We start from the raw sequence: 16,628 nt of genomic DNA on the forward strand, positions 1-16,628 counted from the left end.
TTCTCCCGCGAGAGTCATCTGTTTGACGGAGGATCCCATGGATCACCTGCTTTACATCGCCATGTCCGGGGCCAAGGAGAACATGAACAGCCTGGCTGTGCGTGGCAACAACCTGGCCAACGCCAACACCATCGGCTTCAAGTCTGACTTCGAGCAGGCGCGCAGCATGCAGGCGTTTGGCGAAGGGCTGCCCACGCGGGTGTTCGCCATGACCGAGCGGCCGGGTCAGAACCTGCAGCACGGCATGCTGCAGACCACGGGCCGGGATCTTGACGTCGCCGTCGATGGGCCGGGCTGGATAGCGGTGCAGGATCCCAACGGCGGCGAAGCCTACACCCGCATGGGCAACCTCCAGCTCAATGCCACCGGCAACCTGCAGACCTCCACCGGTCTGAACGTAGTGGACGACGGCGGTCAGCCCATCGTGCTGCCGCTGCCCATGGAGAAGATCGAGATCAATCGGGATGGCACCATCAGCGGTCGCCCCGAGGGAGCTGCCGCCAACCTGCCGGAGGATTTCCAGCGCATCAAGCTGGTCAACCCGGCGGGGGATGCGGTTGAGAAGGGTCAGGATGGCCTGTTTCGCCGCAAGGATGGCCAAAAGGAAGCCGCTTCTGCCGAGGTGGGCCTGATCGCCGGTTCCCTTGAGGGGAGCAACGTCAACGTGGTCGACGAGATGACCAACCTTATTCGCCTGCAACGTCAGTTTGAAACTCAGGTCAAGATCATGAAGACCGCCGAGGAGAACGACGAGGCCCAAACCCAGCTGCTGCGTATCAGCTAATCAAGGAGCACACCATGAATCCTGCACTCTGGATCAGCAAGACCGGCCTCGATGCCCAGCAGACCAACATCTCGGTCACCTCGAACAACCTGGCGAACGCCAGCACCGTGGGCTACAAGAAGGCGCGAGCCATCTTCGAGGATCTGCTCTACCAGAACGTCAACCAGCCCGGTGGCCGCTCCTCGGCGGACACCGAACTGCCCTCCGGCCTGATGCTGGGGGCGGGGGCCAAGGTGGTCGCCACCCAGAAGAACCACAGCCAGGGCAACGTCCAGACCACGGACAACTCCCTGGACCTGATGATCAGCGGCCGCGGCTACTTCGAAATCCAGCTGCCGGACGGCAGCGCGGCCTACACCCGCAACGGCCAGTTCACCCTGAACGATGAGGGCACCATAGTGACCCCGGGCAACGGCTATCCGCTGCAGCCGGAGATCCAGATCCCCGAGAACGCCCAGAGCGTGACCGTGGGGGAGGATGGCCAGGTCTCGGTGCAGCTCAAGGGGGACGGCCAGTCCCAGGTGGTGGGCCAGATCAACACCACGGACTTCGTCAACCCGACCGGCTTGCAGCCCATGGGGGAGAACCTCTTCGTCGAGACCCAGTCCAGCGGCGCCCCCATCCAGGGAACCGCCGGTGCAGACGGGCTCGGGGTCATCAAACAGGGGATGCTGGAGACCTCCAACGTCAACGTGACCGAGGAGCTGGTGAACCTCATCCAGGCCCAGCGGGTGTACGAGATGAACTCCAAGGTCATCTCTGCGGTGGACTCGATGATGTCCTTCCTTACCCAGCGCACCTGATTAGGAGAGTCATGATGAAAGCCATCTGGATGCTGAGCCTGCTGACGCTGGCAGGCTGTACCAGTACCCTCAACACCCCGAGACCCGACGATCCCGAGTTCGCCCCCGTGTACGGCGAGTCGGAGCCGGTGTCGGTGCGCCCGACCGGGGCCATCTTCCAGCCCGAGCAGGTCAACGGTATCTACTCGGACATCAAGGCGCACCGGGTGGGTGACATCATCACCATCCAGTTGGCGGAGTCGACCTCGGCGTCGAAAAAGGCCAACACCCAGAGCGGCAAGGACAACAAGCTGGCGCTCGACCCCGTCACCCTGGGTGGCGTGCCGGTCACGGCGGGGCCCTACGATCTGTCGGCCTCCATCGGCCAGAACAGTGCGTTCAAGGGGCAGGCCAAGGCGGATCAGAGCAACAGCCTGCAGGGCAACATCTCGGTCAGCGTGGTCAAGGTGCTGCCGAACGGCAACCTGCTGGTGCGCGGCGAGAAGTGGATCATGCTCAACAACGGCAACGAGTACATCCGCATCACCGGCCTGGTGCGTCCGGAGGACGTCAGCTCCGAGAACAGCGTGTCATCCCAGAAGGTGGCGAATGCGCGCATTCATTACGGTGGGACCGGCGATCTGGCCAACACCCAGGAACAGGGCTGGCTCACCAGCTTCTTCAATGGCCCCTGGTGGCCCATCTAAGCGTCAGGTGCCCGGACAACCCGTTTGATCCGGGCCACAGTGGTTTTGTTAGGAGATGTCATGAACCGATTCCGTCTGCTTGCCCTGCTGTGCTGCCTGTTGCCGCTCGGGCTGGCGCACGCGTCCCGCATCAAGGATCTCGCCTCGGTGGAAGGGGTGCGCAGCAACCAGCTGATCGGTTACGGTCTGGTGGTGGGTCTGCCCGGCACGGGTGAGAAGAACAACGCCTTCACCGAGCAGACCTTCAGGACCATGCTCAACAACTTCGGCATCAAGGTGCCGGACAACATCAAGCCCAAGATCAAGGACGTGGCGCCGGTGGCCATCCACGCAGACCTGCCTCCCTTCTCCAAGCCGGGCCAGACCATAGACGTCACCGTCTCCGCCATCGGCGAGGCGAAGAGCCTGCGGGGCGGCACCCTGCTGCAGACCTTCCTCAAGGGGCTGGACGGCCGCGTCTATGCGGTGGCCCAGGGCAGCCTGGTGGTCGGTGGCCTGGGGGCCGAGGGGGCGGACGGATCCAAGGTGGTGATCAACACCCCGACCGTGGGACGCATCGCCAACGGGGCGACCGTGGAGCGGGAGGTGCCTAACTCCTTCAGCCAGGGGGACACCATCACCTTCAACCTGAACCGGCCGGACTTCACCACCGCCCGCCGGGTGGCTGACGTGGTCAACGATCTGGTGGGGCCCAACACCGCCCAGGCGCAGGATGCCACCTCCATCAAGGTGTTCGCGCCGCGGGATCCGGCCCAGCGGGTCTCCTACCTCTCCACCATCGAGAACCTGGAGGTGGATCCGGCGAGCGAGTCCGCCAAGATCATCGTCAATTCCCGTACCGGCACCATCGTCATCGGCAGCGAGGTGAGGTTGCGCCCGGCCGCCATCAGCCATGGCGGCCTGACGGTCACCATTGCCGAGAACCAGCAGGTTTCCCAGCCCAATCCGCTGGCGGGCGGGCAGACGGCGGTCACCAACAACTCCACCATCAACGTGCAGCAGGATCCGGGGCGGATGTTCAAGTTCGATACCGGCGCGACCCTGGACGATCTGGTGCGGGCGGTGAACCAGGTGGGGGTGGCCCCGGGCGACCTGATGGCGATCCTGGAGGCGCTGCAGCAGGCGGGTGCGATCCAGGGGCAGCTGGTCATTCTGTAGTTTCTTGAGCGGCAAGCGGTTGCCACGGGCGGCAAAGAGGTAGTTATGGCAGAGTTCGACACCCAGAGCGGTATCAATCTTGGCATGGTGCAGGACGTCCAGAACCTGGACAAGCTGCGGCGCATGAGCCAGAGCCAGAGCAAGGAAGGGCAGCAGGGGGCACTGATGGCGGCAGCTCGCCAGTTCGAGTCCATCTTCACCCAGACTCTGTTCAAGGGGATGCGCCAGGCCAACTCGGTGCTGACCGAGGGCAACCCGATGAACAGCAGCTACACCCAGTTCTATGAAGGGATGCTGGACGAGCAGCGGGTTGCCGACATGTCGAGCAAAGGGGGGCTCGGCATTGCCGAGATGGTGGCCAGACAGCTCTCCCCCGAGAAGACCTTCACCCATCAGGATGGGCGCGTGCTCAAGCTGCCCGAGCGCACCGAGCGGGTCTACAAGCCCTATCAGCCCCCCAGTGCTTCCAACGATCTGATCGCGGCCTCCAAAGTTGGCAAAGATTTTGCTGATAACGAAATGAAGAGCGAGATGAATGGGGGTGAGTCCCGGCTGGCCCCGCCTCGTCGCCCTCACCGCACCGTGCCGCCCATGGGCAGTATCCAGCGGGCGCCGGCCCTGGATGGCAGTGCCAAGGTGTTCGACAGTCCGGAAGAGTTCGTCGACAGGCTGATGCCGCTCGCCAAGAAGGCGGCGGACAAACTGGGGCTGAGTCCGGCGGTGCTGGTGGCCCAGGCGGCCCTGGAGAGCGGTTGGGGCAAGCGGGTGATCAAGGACGGGGAGGGGCAGATAACCCACAACCTGTTCGGCATCAAGGCCGATCCACGCTGGGAAGGGCCCAAGGCCGTGGTGAGCACTCTGGAGTATGAACAAGGGGTGGCGTCGCGTCAGAAGGCGGCGTTTCGTTCCTACGAGTCGTTCGAGGAGAGCTTCAACGACTACGTGGACTTCCTGACCTCGGGCACCCGCTACAAGGGGGCCCTGGCCAAGGTCGACAGCCCTGACCGCTATTTCGAGGCACTGCAGCAGGCCGGGTATGCCACCGACCCCCAGTACGCCAACAAACTTAAACAAGTGTTGCGCAGCGATGCCATCGCCGGCTACTCGGCGCCCGGCAACGCTGCGACCAGGAACACAGAGATGGAGCTGTAAGCTATGGCAAGCGATCTGCTTGGAATCGGGACATCGGGTGTATTGGCCCAGCAGCGGCTGCTGCAGACCACCAGTAACAACATCGTCAACGTCAATAGCCAGGGCTATGTACGTGAACGCACCCTGATATACACCAATTCCATCGGATTGGGGACGGGGGACATGGTGAGCGAGCGCGTCATCAACGCCTATGCCCAGGCCGAGATGCGCCGGGACACCTCCGCCTACCACGCCTCAGGGGCGCGCTACGATCAGCTCTTCCAGCTCGACAGCCTGCTCGGTGACAGCAGCAACAGCGTGGGCACCACGATCACCTCCTATTTCAAGGCCTTCCATACCGCCAACGAGTCGCCCGCCGAGATCGGGGGGCGCAAGACCACATTGAGCGAACTCAACGGCATGGTGGACAGGTTCCATACCCTCTCCGCCCAGCTCGACAAGCAGAGCGACACCATCAATGCCACCATAGGCGACGAGACGGACAGGGTGAACAGCCTGCTGAACAGCATCAACGATCTGAACCAGGCCATCATCCGCACCCAGGGCTCGCCGGAAGAGAGCCTGATGCTGTTCGATCAGCGGGACGAGGCCATCCGCCAGCTCTCGGAGAAGATGGAGATCCGCACCGTGACCCAGCCCAACGGCAGCATGCTGGTCAACATGAGCACCGGGCACTCCCTGGTGCTGGACGGTGGCGTGGCCCAGTTCAAGGTGGTAGCGGGCAACCCTGACTCCCGGGATGCGACGTTGCAGCTGACCCTGGGGGCCAACAAGGCCACCATCAGCGACAAGGACATGGGGGGGACCATAGGCGGCCTCTTCACCGCGCGCCGGGATCTGGAGCCGACCAAGCGGGAGCTGGGGCAGCTGGCCGTCGCCCTGGGGGACGCCATGAACCAGCAGAACCGGCTGGGGATGGATCTGGACAACGAGCTGGGAGGGGATCTTTTTACCCTCGAGGGGAGCCAGGGGTTGCCGTATGCCGGCAACCAGGGCAGTGGCGCCGCCAGCGTGAACTTCGTGCCCGGCAAGGGCAGCGAGGTGACCACCTTCGACTACGAGGTGCAGTTCAACGGCCCCACCGGCTATGAGGTCTTCTCCATCGATGCCAGTGGCCAGCGCACCTCGGTGGCGACCGGCACCACTCCGCCCGCCAAGTTCGAGGTGGCGGGGCACGGCATCGAGATAGAGCTTTCCGGCGCCCCGGTGGCCGGCGACAAGATAGTGCTGCAACCCACCAAACATGCCGCTGCCGGCCTCGAGGCCGCCATCACCCGGCCCGAGGACATCGCGCTGGCGTCCCCCATCAAGGCGGACAAGAACGCCCAGAACCTGGGCTCGGGCGAGATCACCATCAGCAGCCTCTACAACACGGGGACGGGGTCGGGCTTTGGCACCAACACCCTGGACCCGAGCGCACCCCAGGTCATCAAGATCGACGGCAGCGGCAATTACGAGGTCTACGACAAGAACAACAACCTGCTCGGGGTGGCGCCGGCTTCCACCAAGGGGCAGAACCTGATGTCCGCCCTGGAGATGCCGCTCGGCACCCCTATAGTACCGGCCCTGACCCCGGGCTACGACTTCAGCATCACCGGCAAGGTGGAGGCCAATGACAGCTTCACCCTGAGCTACAACAAGGACGGCTTCGCCGACAACGCCAACGGCCTGGCGCTGGCGGAGCTGCAGAACAAGGAGCTGGTGCGCAAGAACAACAATGCCGCCACCAGCAACGACAAGATGACCTTCAACGATGCCTACTCCGGGCTGGTGAGCGGGATTGGCAACAAGACCAGCCAGGCCAAGACCCTGCTGGAGGCCAACGAGGCGAAGCTGACCCAGAGCACCGGCATCTACGAGAGCGTCTCCGGGGTCAACCTGGAGGAGGAGGCGGCCAACCTCATCCGCTTCCAGCAGTCCTATGCGGCCTCTGCCCAGATAGTGAACACCGCCAAGACCATCTTCGACACCCTGCTCTCCTCCGTGAGGTAAGTCATGCGCATCACCACCAACATGATCTATGACCGCAACCTGGCCACCATGAGCAAGGTCAGCGAACGCCAGAACACGGCCTACAACCAGCTGATGACGGGGGACAAGTTCACCCGCTCCGGCGAGGATCCCTCCGGCATGAGCCAGAAGATGGCGCTCACCAAGGAGATCGACCTCTTCAAGCAGTACGGCGTCAATGGCAGCCTGCTGGAGAACAGCCTGGGCCACGAGGATACGGTGCTCACCTCCCTCAACAGCGCCATGCTGAGCGCCCAGACCCTGATCCAGAAGGCGAACAACTCCGCCATGGGCGCCGAAGAGCGCAGCGCCATCGCAAGCGAGCTGGAGGGGCTGCAAAAACAGATGTTCGATCTGATGAACAGCAAGAACTCCCAGGGGGAGTTCATCTTCGGCGGCAACCAGAGCAAGACCCAGCCCTTCGTCAAGGACGCCAGCGGCAACTATGTGTTCCAGGGGGACACGGGCCAGCGCAGCATCCAGGTCTCTCCCACGGTCAAGGTCCCGGCCAACGACTCCGGCTTCGATCTGTTCGAGACGGTGGCCACCCGGCGCACCGCCAGCGCTGCCAGCGCCAACATCCAGGTGGGGATCGGGGATCAGGGGAACTTCGAGAGCTTCTATCGCAACAACTACGACCCGGCCACGCCGGCCAACAACCAGTACACGGTGAGCACCCTGGCGGGCCCGCCGGATACCTACGAGATCACGGACGGCGGCGGCAACCTGCTGCAGAGCGGCGACTATGTGGCGGGCAACAAGATAGCCTTCAACGGGCTGGAGCTGACCCTGGACCTGCCAGCCGGGGGGGCGAACCAGACCTTCGCGCTGGACACCCCGAAAAACGACAACGTGCTCAATGGCATGTCCGACTTCATCTCGGCCCTGCGCGACCCCGCGCTCCCGGCAAGCGACTTCCAGTTGGCGGTGGCCGATGCGACGACCCATATGAATAACGCCAGAACCAAGGTGGACAGGGCGCAGGGGGAGGTGGGCAGCCGGCTCAACAGCCTGGAACAGGTGATGAGTTCCAATGACGGGCTAAGCACCCTGAACCAGCAGGCGCGGGCCAAGGTCTCGGAGGCCGACATGTACGAGGTGATCGCGACCCTCTCCAAGGAGGATGCGGCCATGAGCGCCTCCCAGCTCGCCTTCAGCAAGATAAGCAAGCTGACCCTGTTCGACTATATCCGCTGATATCTGCCGTTGACCGCCCGCTCCCTCGTGGCCCTGGCCCGGGGGAGCACACTTTTCATCCCCAGCCAGCCTCCAGCCCAAATTGTAACAACCCGTTGCCAGGGGCCGAACCGCCTTGACGTCATAGGCCCGGGCGCCGATGATGCCGACCGCACGGCACGCCGTGCGCATCATTCGCAGCATCTCGTTAGGCGAGGCTCCTGCATAAACACAGGCCACTGATCTCACGACGTCCAGAGACGCCCAAGATCAGGACAGTTTTCATCGGATTAAGGTGTCAACCCAAGTGGCTTCCGGTATGCCGGATACGTTATGCAGTGCTAAAGCTGGTACGTGGGGATGAAAACACGCCGGACGGCGTCATTTCCTGCCTGTTACTCGTCAATCAAATTGCTGTTTTCTTGCAAACGGCAGCCGGTATGACCGGCTGCTCCCGGGCCCGACCCGGGATCACATGAGGACATCTGTGATGAAGAAAACACACACCCTGCTCAACCGTCATCAACTGCTCGACCCTGCCGCCCTGCGGGGTTGGCTTGCACACAACCAGGATCCGGTGGCCCGCGCCGATCAGCTTCTGGTCCTGCGTCCGGAAGAGCTCAACTGCATCTTCGATACCCTGCCCGAGCGCGAAGGAGCGGCCTTGCTAGGCTCCCTGCCTGCGGCGTGTGCGGGCCAGCTGCTGCTCAGGCTCCATGGCAGCATCGTCGGGGTCCTGCAGGGCGCTATCGCTCGTCGCGACCTGCTGACCATGCTGCGCAGGCTCGATGAGCACGATCGCAAGACCCTGCTCGCCCGTCTGCCCGATCCGGCAAGGCGCATCTTCCTGTCGCTGCTGGCCTGGCCGGGCGAGTCGGTGGGGGCCAACATGCGTCATGAATACCTTTCTGTGACAGAGGGGGCGACGGTGGAGAGCGCCAGGCAGCTGATCCACGGCGCCTGGGATCAGGCCCGGCTGTTCGGGCACCTCTATGTGGTGGACGACGAGGGGCGCCTGCTGGGCCACGTCTCCCTCAAGTCGCTGCTGATCGCCGATCCCCGGCAGGGGGTGGGGGAGCTGATGGACAGGGAGACGGTGCGCATCAATGCCCGGGCGGATCAGGAGCTGGCTGCCCGCCTGCTGATCGATCGCGACCTCTCCATCCTGCCGGTGGAAGATCAGGGACGTCTGGTGGGGGTCTTCCATGTGGACGATGCCGCCGACATCCTGGAGCTCGAATCCACCGAGGATGCGGAGTTGCAGGGGGGATCCTCGCCGCTGGACACGCCCTACCTGCAGGCGACCCCCTGGCAGCTATGGCGAAAGCGGGTGGGCTGGCTGCTCATCCTGTTCGTGGCGGAGGCTTACACGGGCACGGTGCTGCGGGCGTTCGAGGAGCAGCTGGAGGCGGCCATCGCGCTCGCCTTCTTCATTCCGCTCTTGATCGGGACCGGCGGCAACAGCGGCACCCAGATCACCACCACCATAGTGCGGGCCATGGCGGTGGGGGAGGTGAGCCTGAAAAACCTCGGCACCGTGCTCAAAAAAGAGCTCTCCACCGGCCTGCTCATCTCGGCGGCCATTGCCCTGGCCGCCTGGGTGAGAGCCTGGAGCCTGGGGGTGGGGCCCGAGATCGGCATGGTCGTGACCCTGACCATCGTCGCCATCGTGCTGTGGAGTGCCACCGTCGCCTCGGTGATCCCCATGGTGCTGCGCCGTCTGCGCATCGACCCGGCGGTGGTCTCGGCCCCCTTCATCGCCACCCTGGTGGACGGCACCGGCCTCATCATCTACTTCGAGATAGCCAAGCTGATCCTGCCGGACCTGCAGTGAGACAGGCATAACGACAAAAGGCAGCCATCGGCTGCCTTTTTCGTCTGGGTTTGGCCCTTATCCGAGCTGGAACAGCAGGGGCCAGCCCTGCTCCTGGCAGTAGCGGTGCTCCTTCTCCAGATTCTGCATCAGGAGCCGGTTCTCGTCGCACCAGTCGAGCGGCAGGGTGACCACCAGCTGATCGCCGGCGGCCTGCACGTTCCACTCGGGCAGCAGGTTGTCCTGGCGCCTGTGGTGGGCCGCCACCGCGAGGCGCAGGATGCGGATGCAGCGCAGCACCGTCTGCTCGTCGTGGTTCGGCAGGGCGGGCAGCTCGGCGAGCTTGAGCCCCTTGCGCTGGAAGCGCACCAGGGCCGCGAGCAGAGCCTGATCGTCCTGGTTGAAACCGGGCAGGTCGGTGTTTTGCAAGATATAGGCTGAGTGTTTGTGGATGCCGCTGTAGTTGATGGCGAGGCCTATCTCGTGCAGTCGCGCCGCCCAGCCGAGGATGGCGCGATAGGGCTCCTCCGGCATCTCCCAGGGGCCGCTCAGGGCATCGAACAGGGCGAGGACGCTCTGCTCCACCCGGGTGGCCTGGCGCTTGTCGATGTGATAGTGGGTGGAGAGGGCCAGGGCGGTGCGTTCGCGAATGTCGTGGTGCTGCAACCGCTCCTCGAACTCGTAGAGCAGCCCCTCGCGCAGGGCGCCGTCAGAGTACTCCATCCGCTCGATAGGCAGGGAGGTGAAGAGCCCGAGCAGGATGGCCACGGCGGCGGCGAACACCCCCTGGCGCTCCTCGGTGAGGCCCGCCAGCTTGAGCTGGTCGACCTTCTTGTGCTTGAGCATCTCGGTTTTGAGGCGCTCCAGGCCCGCCAGGGTGATGGCGCCGTCGGTCCACTCCTCCCCCTGCAACACGTCACGCACGGTGCGAATGGAGCCGGAGCTGCCAAGGCAGCTCTGCCAGCCGAGCTTGCGGTACTGGTTGATGATGGGGGCGAGCTGGTGTTGGGCCTCCAGCACGGCACCGTTGAAGGCCTTCTCGCTCAGCTTGCCGTTGGGGAAGAAGCTCTGGGTGAAGCTGACGCAGCCCATCTTGCGGCTGGTGAGGGCCTTGGGCTCGAACCCCTCGCCGATGATGAGCTCGGTGCTGCCACCGCCGATGTCCACCACCAGCACCTGGCCCTCAATGTGCTGGGTATGGGCGACCCCCTGATAGATGAGGCGCGCCTCCTCCTGGCCGCTGATGATCTCGATGGGGTGGTTGAGCACCTTGGCCGCCTCGCTCACGAAGGCGCGGGCGTTGCTGGCGCGGCGCAGTGTGTAGGTGCCTGCGATGCGGATCTGATCCGGCTTGATGTTGGTCAGGCGCTCGGCAAACAGGGCGAGGCAGTCGAGGCCACGGGCCATGGCCTCCTCCGACATGCGGCGCTGCTCGTCCATCCCTTCCGCGAGGCGCACCCGCTCCTTGATGCGATCGACGATCTGCATCCGCCCCTCGTTGAGGCGGGCGATGACCATGTGGAAGCTGTTCGACCCCAGATCGACAGCGGCGTACAGACTATTGTCCATGGTGTGACTCTATGCGTTTGAGGTAGTCGTAAATCGCGACCTGGGAACGGACCTTGCGGCGGTTGCCCCGCTTCACGTACTCGTTCTTCTGGTCTGCATCGATGACCCGTGCCTTGCAGGTGTCCCCCAGCTGCAGCTCGAGAATGTCGAGGATGCGCTGCTTGAGCCGCTCGTCATAGATGGGGGTGCCCACCTCGATGCGGCCGTCGATGTTGCGGCTCATCCAGTCGGCGCTGGAGATGTAGAGCTGGGGGTTGCCCTTGTTGTGGAACACCATGACTCGCGGGTGCTCGAGGAAGCGGTCGATGATGCTGATGACCCGGATGTTGTCGCTAAGACCCGGCACCCCGGGGCGCAGGGCGCACATGCCGCGGATGATCATCTGGATGGGCACCCCGGCCTGACCGGCGGCATAGAGCCGGTTGATGAGGTCCCTGTCCACCAGGTTGTTGATCTTGAGGGTAATGCCGCTGGGCTGCCCCGCCTTGGCGTTGGCCAGTTCGTTGTCGATGAGGCGATAGAGCTGGCGCCGGCTGTTGATGGGGGAGACCAGCAGGTGGTTGAACTTGTAGCGCCGGTACGGGTATTCGATGTACTCGAACACGCTCTCCACCTCGGCGGTGATGTCCGGGTGGCGGGTCAGCAGGGAGAAGTCGGTGTAGATCTTGGCGGTCTTCTCGTTGAAGTTGCCGGTTCCGATGTGGGCGTAGCGCACCGCCTCGCCGTTCTCGTGGCGGGTAATGAGGCAGAGCTTGGAGTGGATCTTGAGGCTCGGCACCCCGAACACCACCTTGACCCCCGCATCGGTCAGGATATTGGCCCAGTCGATGTTGGCCGCCTCGTCGAAGCGGGCGCGCAGCTCCACCACCACAGTCACCTTCTTGCCGTTGTTGGCAGCGTCGATGAGGGAGTGGATGATCCGCGATTTCTTGGCGACCCGGTAGATATTGATGCGAATGGCGCTGACCGCCGGATCGAACGCCGCCTGGCGCACCAGCTCCGTGAAGTGGTGGAACTTGTGGTACGGGTAGTAGAGCAAGATGTCCTGTTTGGTGATGGCGTCGAAGGCGTTGACGAAGCCGTCGAAGTCGCGGCAGTCCAGCGCCGGCAGCTTGGGGTTTTCCAGGTAATCCCGGCCCACGTTGGGGAAGCCGATGAAATCCTTGAAGTTGTGATAGCGCCCGCCCGGCATGATGGCGTCGTAGGAGCTGATCTGCAGCTTGAGCTTCAGGAAGCTTATCATGGCCGCGGGCATCTCCCGCTCGTAGACGAAGCGCACCGGCATGGCGGTGAGGCGCTGCTTCAGGCCATCACTCATCTTGTCCACCAGGCTGAGGTCCAGCTGGTCGGAGAGATCGTATTCGGCATCCCGGGTCAGCTTGACTGCATAGGCCGCAATCTCGTCGTAGTCGAAGAAGCCCTTGAAGATCTCGTCGAGACAGAAGCGGATGACGTTGTCCAGGATGATGATCTGCTTCTTGCGGCGCGTGCCCTCCGGCGGCAGCTGGAAGAAGCGGGGCAGATCGTCGGTCGGCACCTCCACCAGGGCGTACTGGATCACCTGGCCGTTCTTCTTCATCTCGATGGCGAGGTAGGTGTGCTCGTCTTTCAGGAACTTGACCGGGTTGACCTCCTTGTTGAGGAGGATGGGGATGATGTGCCGCAGCACCTTTTCCCGGAAGAAGACCCGCAACCACTGCTGGATGGACTCGGAGAGCTGGTTCTCGTTGACCAGGAAGATGTTGTGGCGGGCGAGGGCGAGCAGCAGCTCCTTGTAAGTGTTGTCGAATGCCTCGCCGAGGGCCATCACCTTCTGCTGGATGGCCCGCAGCAGCACCTTGGCCTCGTCGTCGCCGCCGTGCACCTCGTTGATGAGGATGCGGCGCTTGACGTCCGAGACCCGTACCTTGAAAAACTCGTCCTGGTTGGAGGAGAAGATCCCGAGGAAGCGGACCCGCTCGATGAGGGGGACCGTCTTGTCCATGGCTTCTTGCAACACCCGTTCATTGAATGAGAGCCAGCTAAGCTCTTTCTCTTCATACTGCTTGTCGGTGCTCATCTGGTTCCTCTGTGCTCTGATTGCGTCTGCGCGGAAGTTATGGCGTCAAACCATGACGGATTTATGACAGTCAGCGCTATTCGCTCAGGTCCTGATCGATGTCGACCACCAGGTCGTCGGAGAGGGACTCCAGGGCGGTGACGAGATCGTCCAGTGCCACCTGCGGCGGCAGGGCCACCAGGGCATGGGCATAGAAGAGGGGGGCGCCGGAGTGGGGCGCGGGTTCGCAGCCCGTGGTGAGGTCGGCGACGTTGACGTTGAGCTGGCGCAGTATGCTGGCCACCTCGTGGACGATGCCCGGCCTGTCGTTGCCGGTGACGCTCAGCATCACCTGACAGGCCGGTTCCGGGCTGAGCTGGCCTTCGGCGAAACTGACGGTGAGACCGGGCAGCATCACCAGCGCCTCGCACAGGCTGCGGTAGTGTTCGTCGGGGACGGCGACATGCAGGATGCCGGCGAATTGCCCTGCCAGTTCACTCATGGAGCTCGCCAGCCAGTTACCCTGCTGTCGGGTGATGGTGTCCGCCAGGCTCTCGACGATACCGGGCTTGTCTGCGCCGATCACGGTGACGACCAATTGCTTTTGCATCCTGCTCTCCTTGAATGGGCTGCTTGGGGTCTGTTGACGTCTGGGGACGACCGCGCGTGGGCCAAACGTCCATGGGCTCTAGCATTGTGCCTGCTGTGACAGGCCAGATGAAGCCCGCCCCGCGCAAATTTAGTGAAAAAACGCGAATGCCGGAGTGGCGTCGATTTCCGCTCTGCCTGAGGCGCGTCCCCCGTGGTAGAGTGTGGCCCCTTCGTGTTGGTTTGAGCTGAATATGTCTTGTGAACGGGATGTGCGTGTATGAATAGCCTCGTCGTATCGGGATCCGTGTTGTTGGTGCTGCTCCTGCTGGTGATCGTCTGGCGTCGGGGCAAAGAGAACAGGGCCGAGCCCTATGAGTTGCAGGAAACCTTGCTGAGCCCTGCCGAGCGCACCTTCCTCGGCGCGCTGGATCAGGCCGTGGGCGACCAGGCGCGGGTCTTTGCCAAGGTGCGCGCTTCCCTGGTGCTGACGCCGGAGGCACGCCTGGGCAAGGGCAAGCGGCAGCAGGCGCTTGGCAAGATTGGCGAGAGGCACTTCGACTACCTGCTCTGCCATCCGGCGGATCTCTCCTTCCTCTGCGCCGTCGAACTCGATGAGAGCGGCCACCGCCATCAGAAACGCAGCAAGGGGCGGGATCTTTTCCTCAAGGCCGCCTGCGATGGTGCGGGTCTGCCGTTGCTGCAGATCCCGGCTGGCAGCCATTATGATGTGGAGGAGCTGCGGGAGCAGCTGCTGCCCCTGCTGACAAGGGCGAGCGCCCCGTCGGAGGATCTGCTTCCGGGGGAGCGCCGCGAGCCGACCTTCAGTCCATTGCTTCTCGATGGGGTGGATCTCGGCGCCCCCGGGCATGGCGCGGGCATGCCACTGATGGCGTCCCCTTCAACCGTGGAGACGCCCGTGGAGCCGGAGCCCCTTGTTGCTGCTTCCCAGCTCGTGGCGCCTGAGCCCCTGCTGGTGGACAACCCCTTCCTCGACCCGGATGAGGATGATGACTCCCGGACCGAGACTCCGCACTGCCCCCGCTGCGCGGCCCCCCTGGTGGAGCGAGAGGCCAAGAAAGGCCCCCACGCCGGCCGCCTCTTCCTCGCGTGCAGCCGCTTCCCCGAGTGCCGTTACGCCGCCCCCCAGGACAGGGTCAAGCACTGATCCTGTTCGAGGCGCCGGTCCCTGCCGGCGCCTCGCTTTCCCCCTGTAAGACTTTCGCATGACACCGGGTTTACCGAGAGCGTGATCCCCGTCCCGCCCAGACAGGCTATAATCCGACAAGTTTTGACAATCCGCCGGAATTTTGGCACTTTGTGCCCCTCGTGGCACAGTGCATAGCTGCTTATAATAAATAATTTAAAAACAATAACTTGGCTTCAGGTGTGAAAAATATGGATAGGATGGCTATGGGGGTGCTGCTCGTGGATGGGGATGAGCAGCGGCGTCAGCAATTGGGGACAGTGCTCTCCTTCATGGGGATACCCTGGCAGGAGGTGGTGGAGGCCGATCTCGACGTGGCCATCGACTCTTCCGGTCCGCTGCAGGGGATCCTGGCGGGCGGATTGAGCGAGCGCCCCCTCGGCGAGCTGCTGGCCGCCTACCCGCGCATCCCGTTCATCTCCCTGATGCCGGAAGACCATGGCTCAAGCAACTTCATCGGGGTGGCCGAAGCGCCTTTCACCTATGAGTCCCTGACCCGTCACCTGCACTTCTGCCAGGCGTTCATCTCCCTCCATCCCCGTCACCAGCTCCACGACAAGGGCCAGACGCTGCTGCGCCTGCTGGTGGGCAAAGGGAAGGGGATCCAGGAGGTGCGCCGTCTCATCGGCCAGGTGGCGGAGACCGACGCCAACGTGCTGATCCTGGGGGAATCCGGGACCGGCAAGGAGGTGGTGGCCCGTGCCATCCACGAGCTCTCCTCCCGAAGCGCGGGCCCCTTCGTGCCCATCAACTGCGGCGCCATTCCCGCAGAGCTCCTGGAGAGCGAGCTGTTCGGCCATGAGAAGGGGGCCTTTACCGGCGCCATCGCCGCCCGGCGCGGCCGCTTCGAGCTGGCCCAGGGGGGGACCCTCTTCCTCGACGAGATCGGCGACATGCCGCTGCCCATGCAGGTCAAGCTGCTGCGGGTGCTTCAGGAGCGCCAGTTCGATCGGGTCGGGGGAGGCAAGACGGTGCAGGCGGACGTGCGGGTGATCGCGGCGACTCACCGTGATCTGGAGGCGATGATCCGCACCCAGGCGTTTCGCGAGGATCTCTACTATCGCCTCAATGTCTTCCCCATCGAGACGCCGCCCCTGCGCGACCGTTGCGACGATATTCCGCTGCTGCTGCAGGAGCTGCTCAATCGCCATGCGGAGCAGCACAGGGGCATCATTCGCCTGACCCAGCGGGCCATGGAATCCCTGATGCAGTACCCCTGGCCCGGCAACGTGCGCGAGCTGTCGAACCTCATCGAGCGCCTGCTGATCCTCTATCCGAACCAGATCGTCGACGTGGCGGACCTGCCCGGGCGTTACCGGCTGCTGCCCTGCGAGCCCAGGGACGAACGACTGACCGAGATGGATGAGCGGGATGCCCTGGCCGCCGTGTTCCAGTCCCCCCCGGTGCTGGATCCGGGCATCGCCATGCCCCTGCCCATGCAACTGCCCCAGGAGGGGGTCAATCTCAAGGAGATGCTGGCCGACCTCGAGGTGGAGCTGATCCGTCAGGCCCTGGAGTCCCAGGACGGGGTCGTGGCCCGCGCTGCCGACCTGCTCAGCATGCGCCGCACCACCCTGGTGGAGAAGATGAAGAAATACGGCATGAGCAAGGACAACTGAGGTCAATGCTTTGACACTCTGCTCT

Annotated in this window: 13 protein-coding genes and 1 riboswitch; of the genes, 10 read left to right on the forward strand and 3 right to left on the reverse strand. The window is 63.7% G+C overall.

What is annotated here, in order from left to right:
• Positions 1–37 precede the first annotated feature (37 nt).
• The 8 genes from flgF to mgtE all read left to right on the forward strand — a co-directional run bounded on the left by flgF (position 38) and on the right by mgtE (position 9,603).
• The gene (flgF, locus tag BN1136_RS08365; RefSeq protein ID WP_043759391.1) at positions 38–784 is read left to right on the forward strand and encodes a flagellar basal-body rod protein FlgF; all 747 of its coding nucleotides are present in this window, start codon (positions 38–40) and stop codon (positions 782–784) included.
• 14 nt (positions 785–798) lie between these two features.
• Positions 799–1,587: a flagellar basal-body rod protein FlgG gene (gene flgG, locus BN1136_RS08370; RefSeq protein WP_005329779.1), complete on the forward strand. Its 789-nt coding sequence runs from the start codon at positions 799–801 to the stop codon at positions 1,585–1,587.
• Between the two features lie 14 nt (positions 1,588–1,601).
• Positions 1,602–2,273 carry a flagellar basal body L-ring protein FlgH gene (gene flgH / locus BN1136_RS08375; RefSeq protein WP_043759393.1) on the forward strand — a complete coding sequence of 224 codons (672 nt, stop codon included), beginning with the start codon at positions 1,602–1,604 and terminating at the stop codon, positions 2,271–2,273.
• A gap of 60 nt (positions 2,274–2,333) precedes the next feature.
• On the forward strand, positions 2,334–3,431 hold the full coding sequence (locus BN1136_RS08380; protein WP_043759395.1) for a flagellar basal body P-ring protein FlgI: 1,098 nt from the start codon (positions 2,334–2,336) through the stop codon (positions 3,429–3,431).
• A 45-nt stretch (positions 3,432–3,476) separates the two neighbouring features.
• Positions 3,477–4,583 carry a flagellar assembly peptidoglycan hydrolase FlgJ gene (gene flgJ / locus BN1136_RS08385; protein WP_043759397.1) on the forward strand — a complete coding sequence of 369 codons (1,107 nt, stop codon included), beginning with the start codon at positions 3,477–3,479 and terminating at the stop codon, positions 4,581–4,583.
• Between the two features lie 3 nt (positions 4,584–4,586).
• Positions 4,587–6,575: a FlgK family flagellar hook-associated protein gene (locus BN1136_RS08390; protein ID WP_043759399.1), complete on the forward strand. Its 1,989-nt coding sequence runs from the start codon at positions 4,587–4,589 to the stop codon at positions 6,573–6,575.
• A 3-nt stretch (positions 6,576–6,578) separates the two neighbouring features.
• Entirely contained in the window at positions 6,579–7,790 is a 1,212-nt protein-coding gene (gene flgL, locus BN1136_RS08395; RefSeq protein ID WP_043759407.1) for a flagellar hook-associated protein FlgL, read from the forward strand.
• Between the two features lie 176 nt (positions 7,791–7,966).
• Positions 7,967–8,136, forward strand: a riboswitch (M-box (ykoK) riboswitch).
• A gap of 123 nt (positions 8,137–8,259) precedes the next feature.
• Complete coding sequence (gene mgtE, locus BN1136_RS08400; RefSeq protein WP_043759409.1) at positions 8,260–9,603, forward strand: magnesium transporter; 1,344 nt, start codon at positions 8,260–8,262, stop codon at positions 9,601–9,603.
• Between the two features lie 57 nt (positions 9,604–9,660).
• Here the strand turns inward: mgtE and ppx are convergent, their stop codons facing one another.
• The 3 genes from ppx to BN1136_RS08415 form a co-directional block, all read right to left on the reverse strand.
• Complete coding sequence (ppx, locus tag BN1136_RS08405; protein WP_043759411.1) at positions 9,661–11,151, reverse strand: exopolyphosphatase; 1,491 nt, start codon at positions 11,149–11,151, stop codon at positions 9,661–9,663.
• The gene (ppk1, locus tag BN1136_RS08410) at positions 11,141–13,210 is read right to left on the reverse strand and encodes a polyphosphate kinase 1 (RefSeq protein ID WP_043759414.1); all 2,070 of its coding nucleotides are present in this window, start codon (positions 13,208–13,210) and stop codon (positions 11,141–11,143) included. Before ppk1 ends, ppx begins: the two co-directional genes overlap by 11 nt.
• Before the next feature lie 76 nt (positions 13,211–13,286).
• Complete coding sequence (locus tag BN1136_RS08415; protein WP_043759419.1) at positions 13,287–13,799, reverse strand: glycine cleavage system transcriptional repressor; 513 nt, start codon at positions 13,797–13,799, stop codon at positions 13,287–13,289.
• Positions 13,800–14,057: 258 nt separating this feature from the next.
• Between BN1136_RS08415 and BN1136_RS08420 the strand changes: the two genes are divergently transcribed.
• Entirely contained in the window at positions 14,058–14,945 is an 888-nt protein-coding gene (locus BN1136_RS08420; RefSeq protein WP_043759421.1) for a DUF2726 domain-containing protein, read from the forward strand.
• Between the two features lie 239 nt (positions 14,946–15,184).
• Positions 15,185–16,603 carry a sigma-54 dependent transcriptional regulator gene (locus tag BN1136_RS08425; RefSeq protein WP_043759430.1) on the forward strand — a complete coding sequence of 473 codons (1,419 nt, stop codon included), beginning with the start codon at positions 15,185–15,187 and terminating at the stop codon, positions 16,601–16,603.
• Positions 16,604–16,628 lie beyond the last annotated feature (25 nt).

Origin of the sequence: Aeromonas taiwanensis (assembly GCF_000820165.1) — a bacterium.
Classification (GTDB): Bacteria; Pseudomonadota; Gammaproteobacteria; order Enterobacterales; family Aeromonadaceae; genus Aeromonas; species Aeromonas taiwanensis.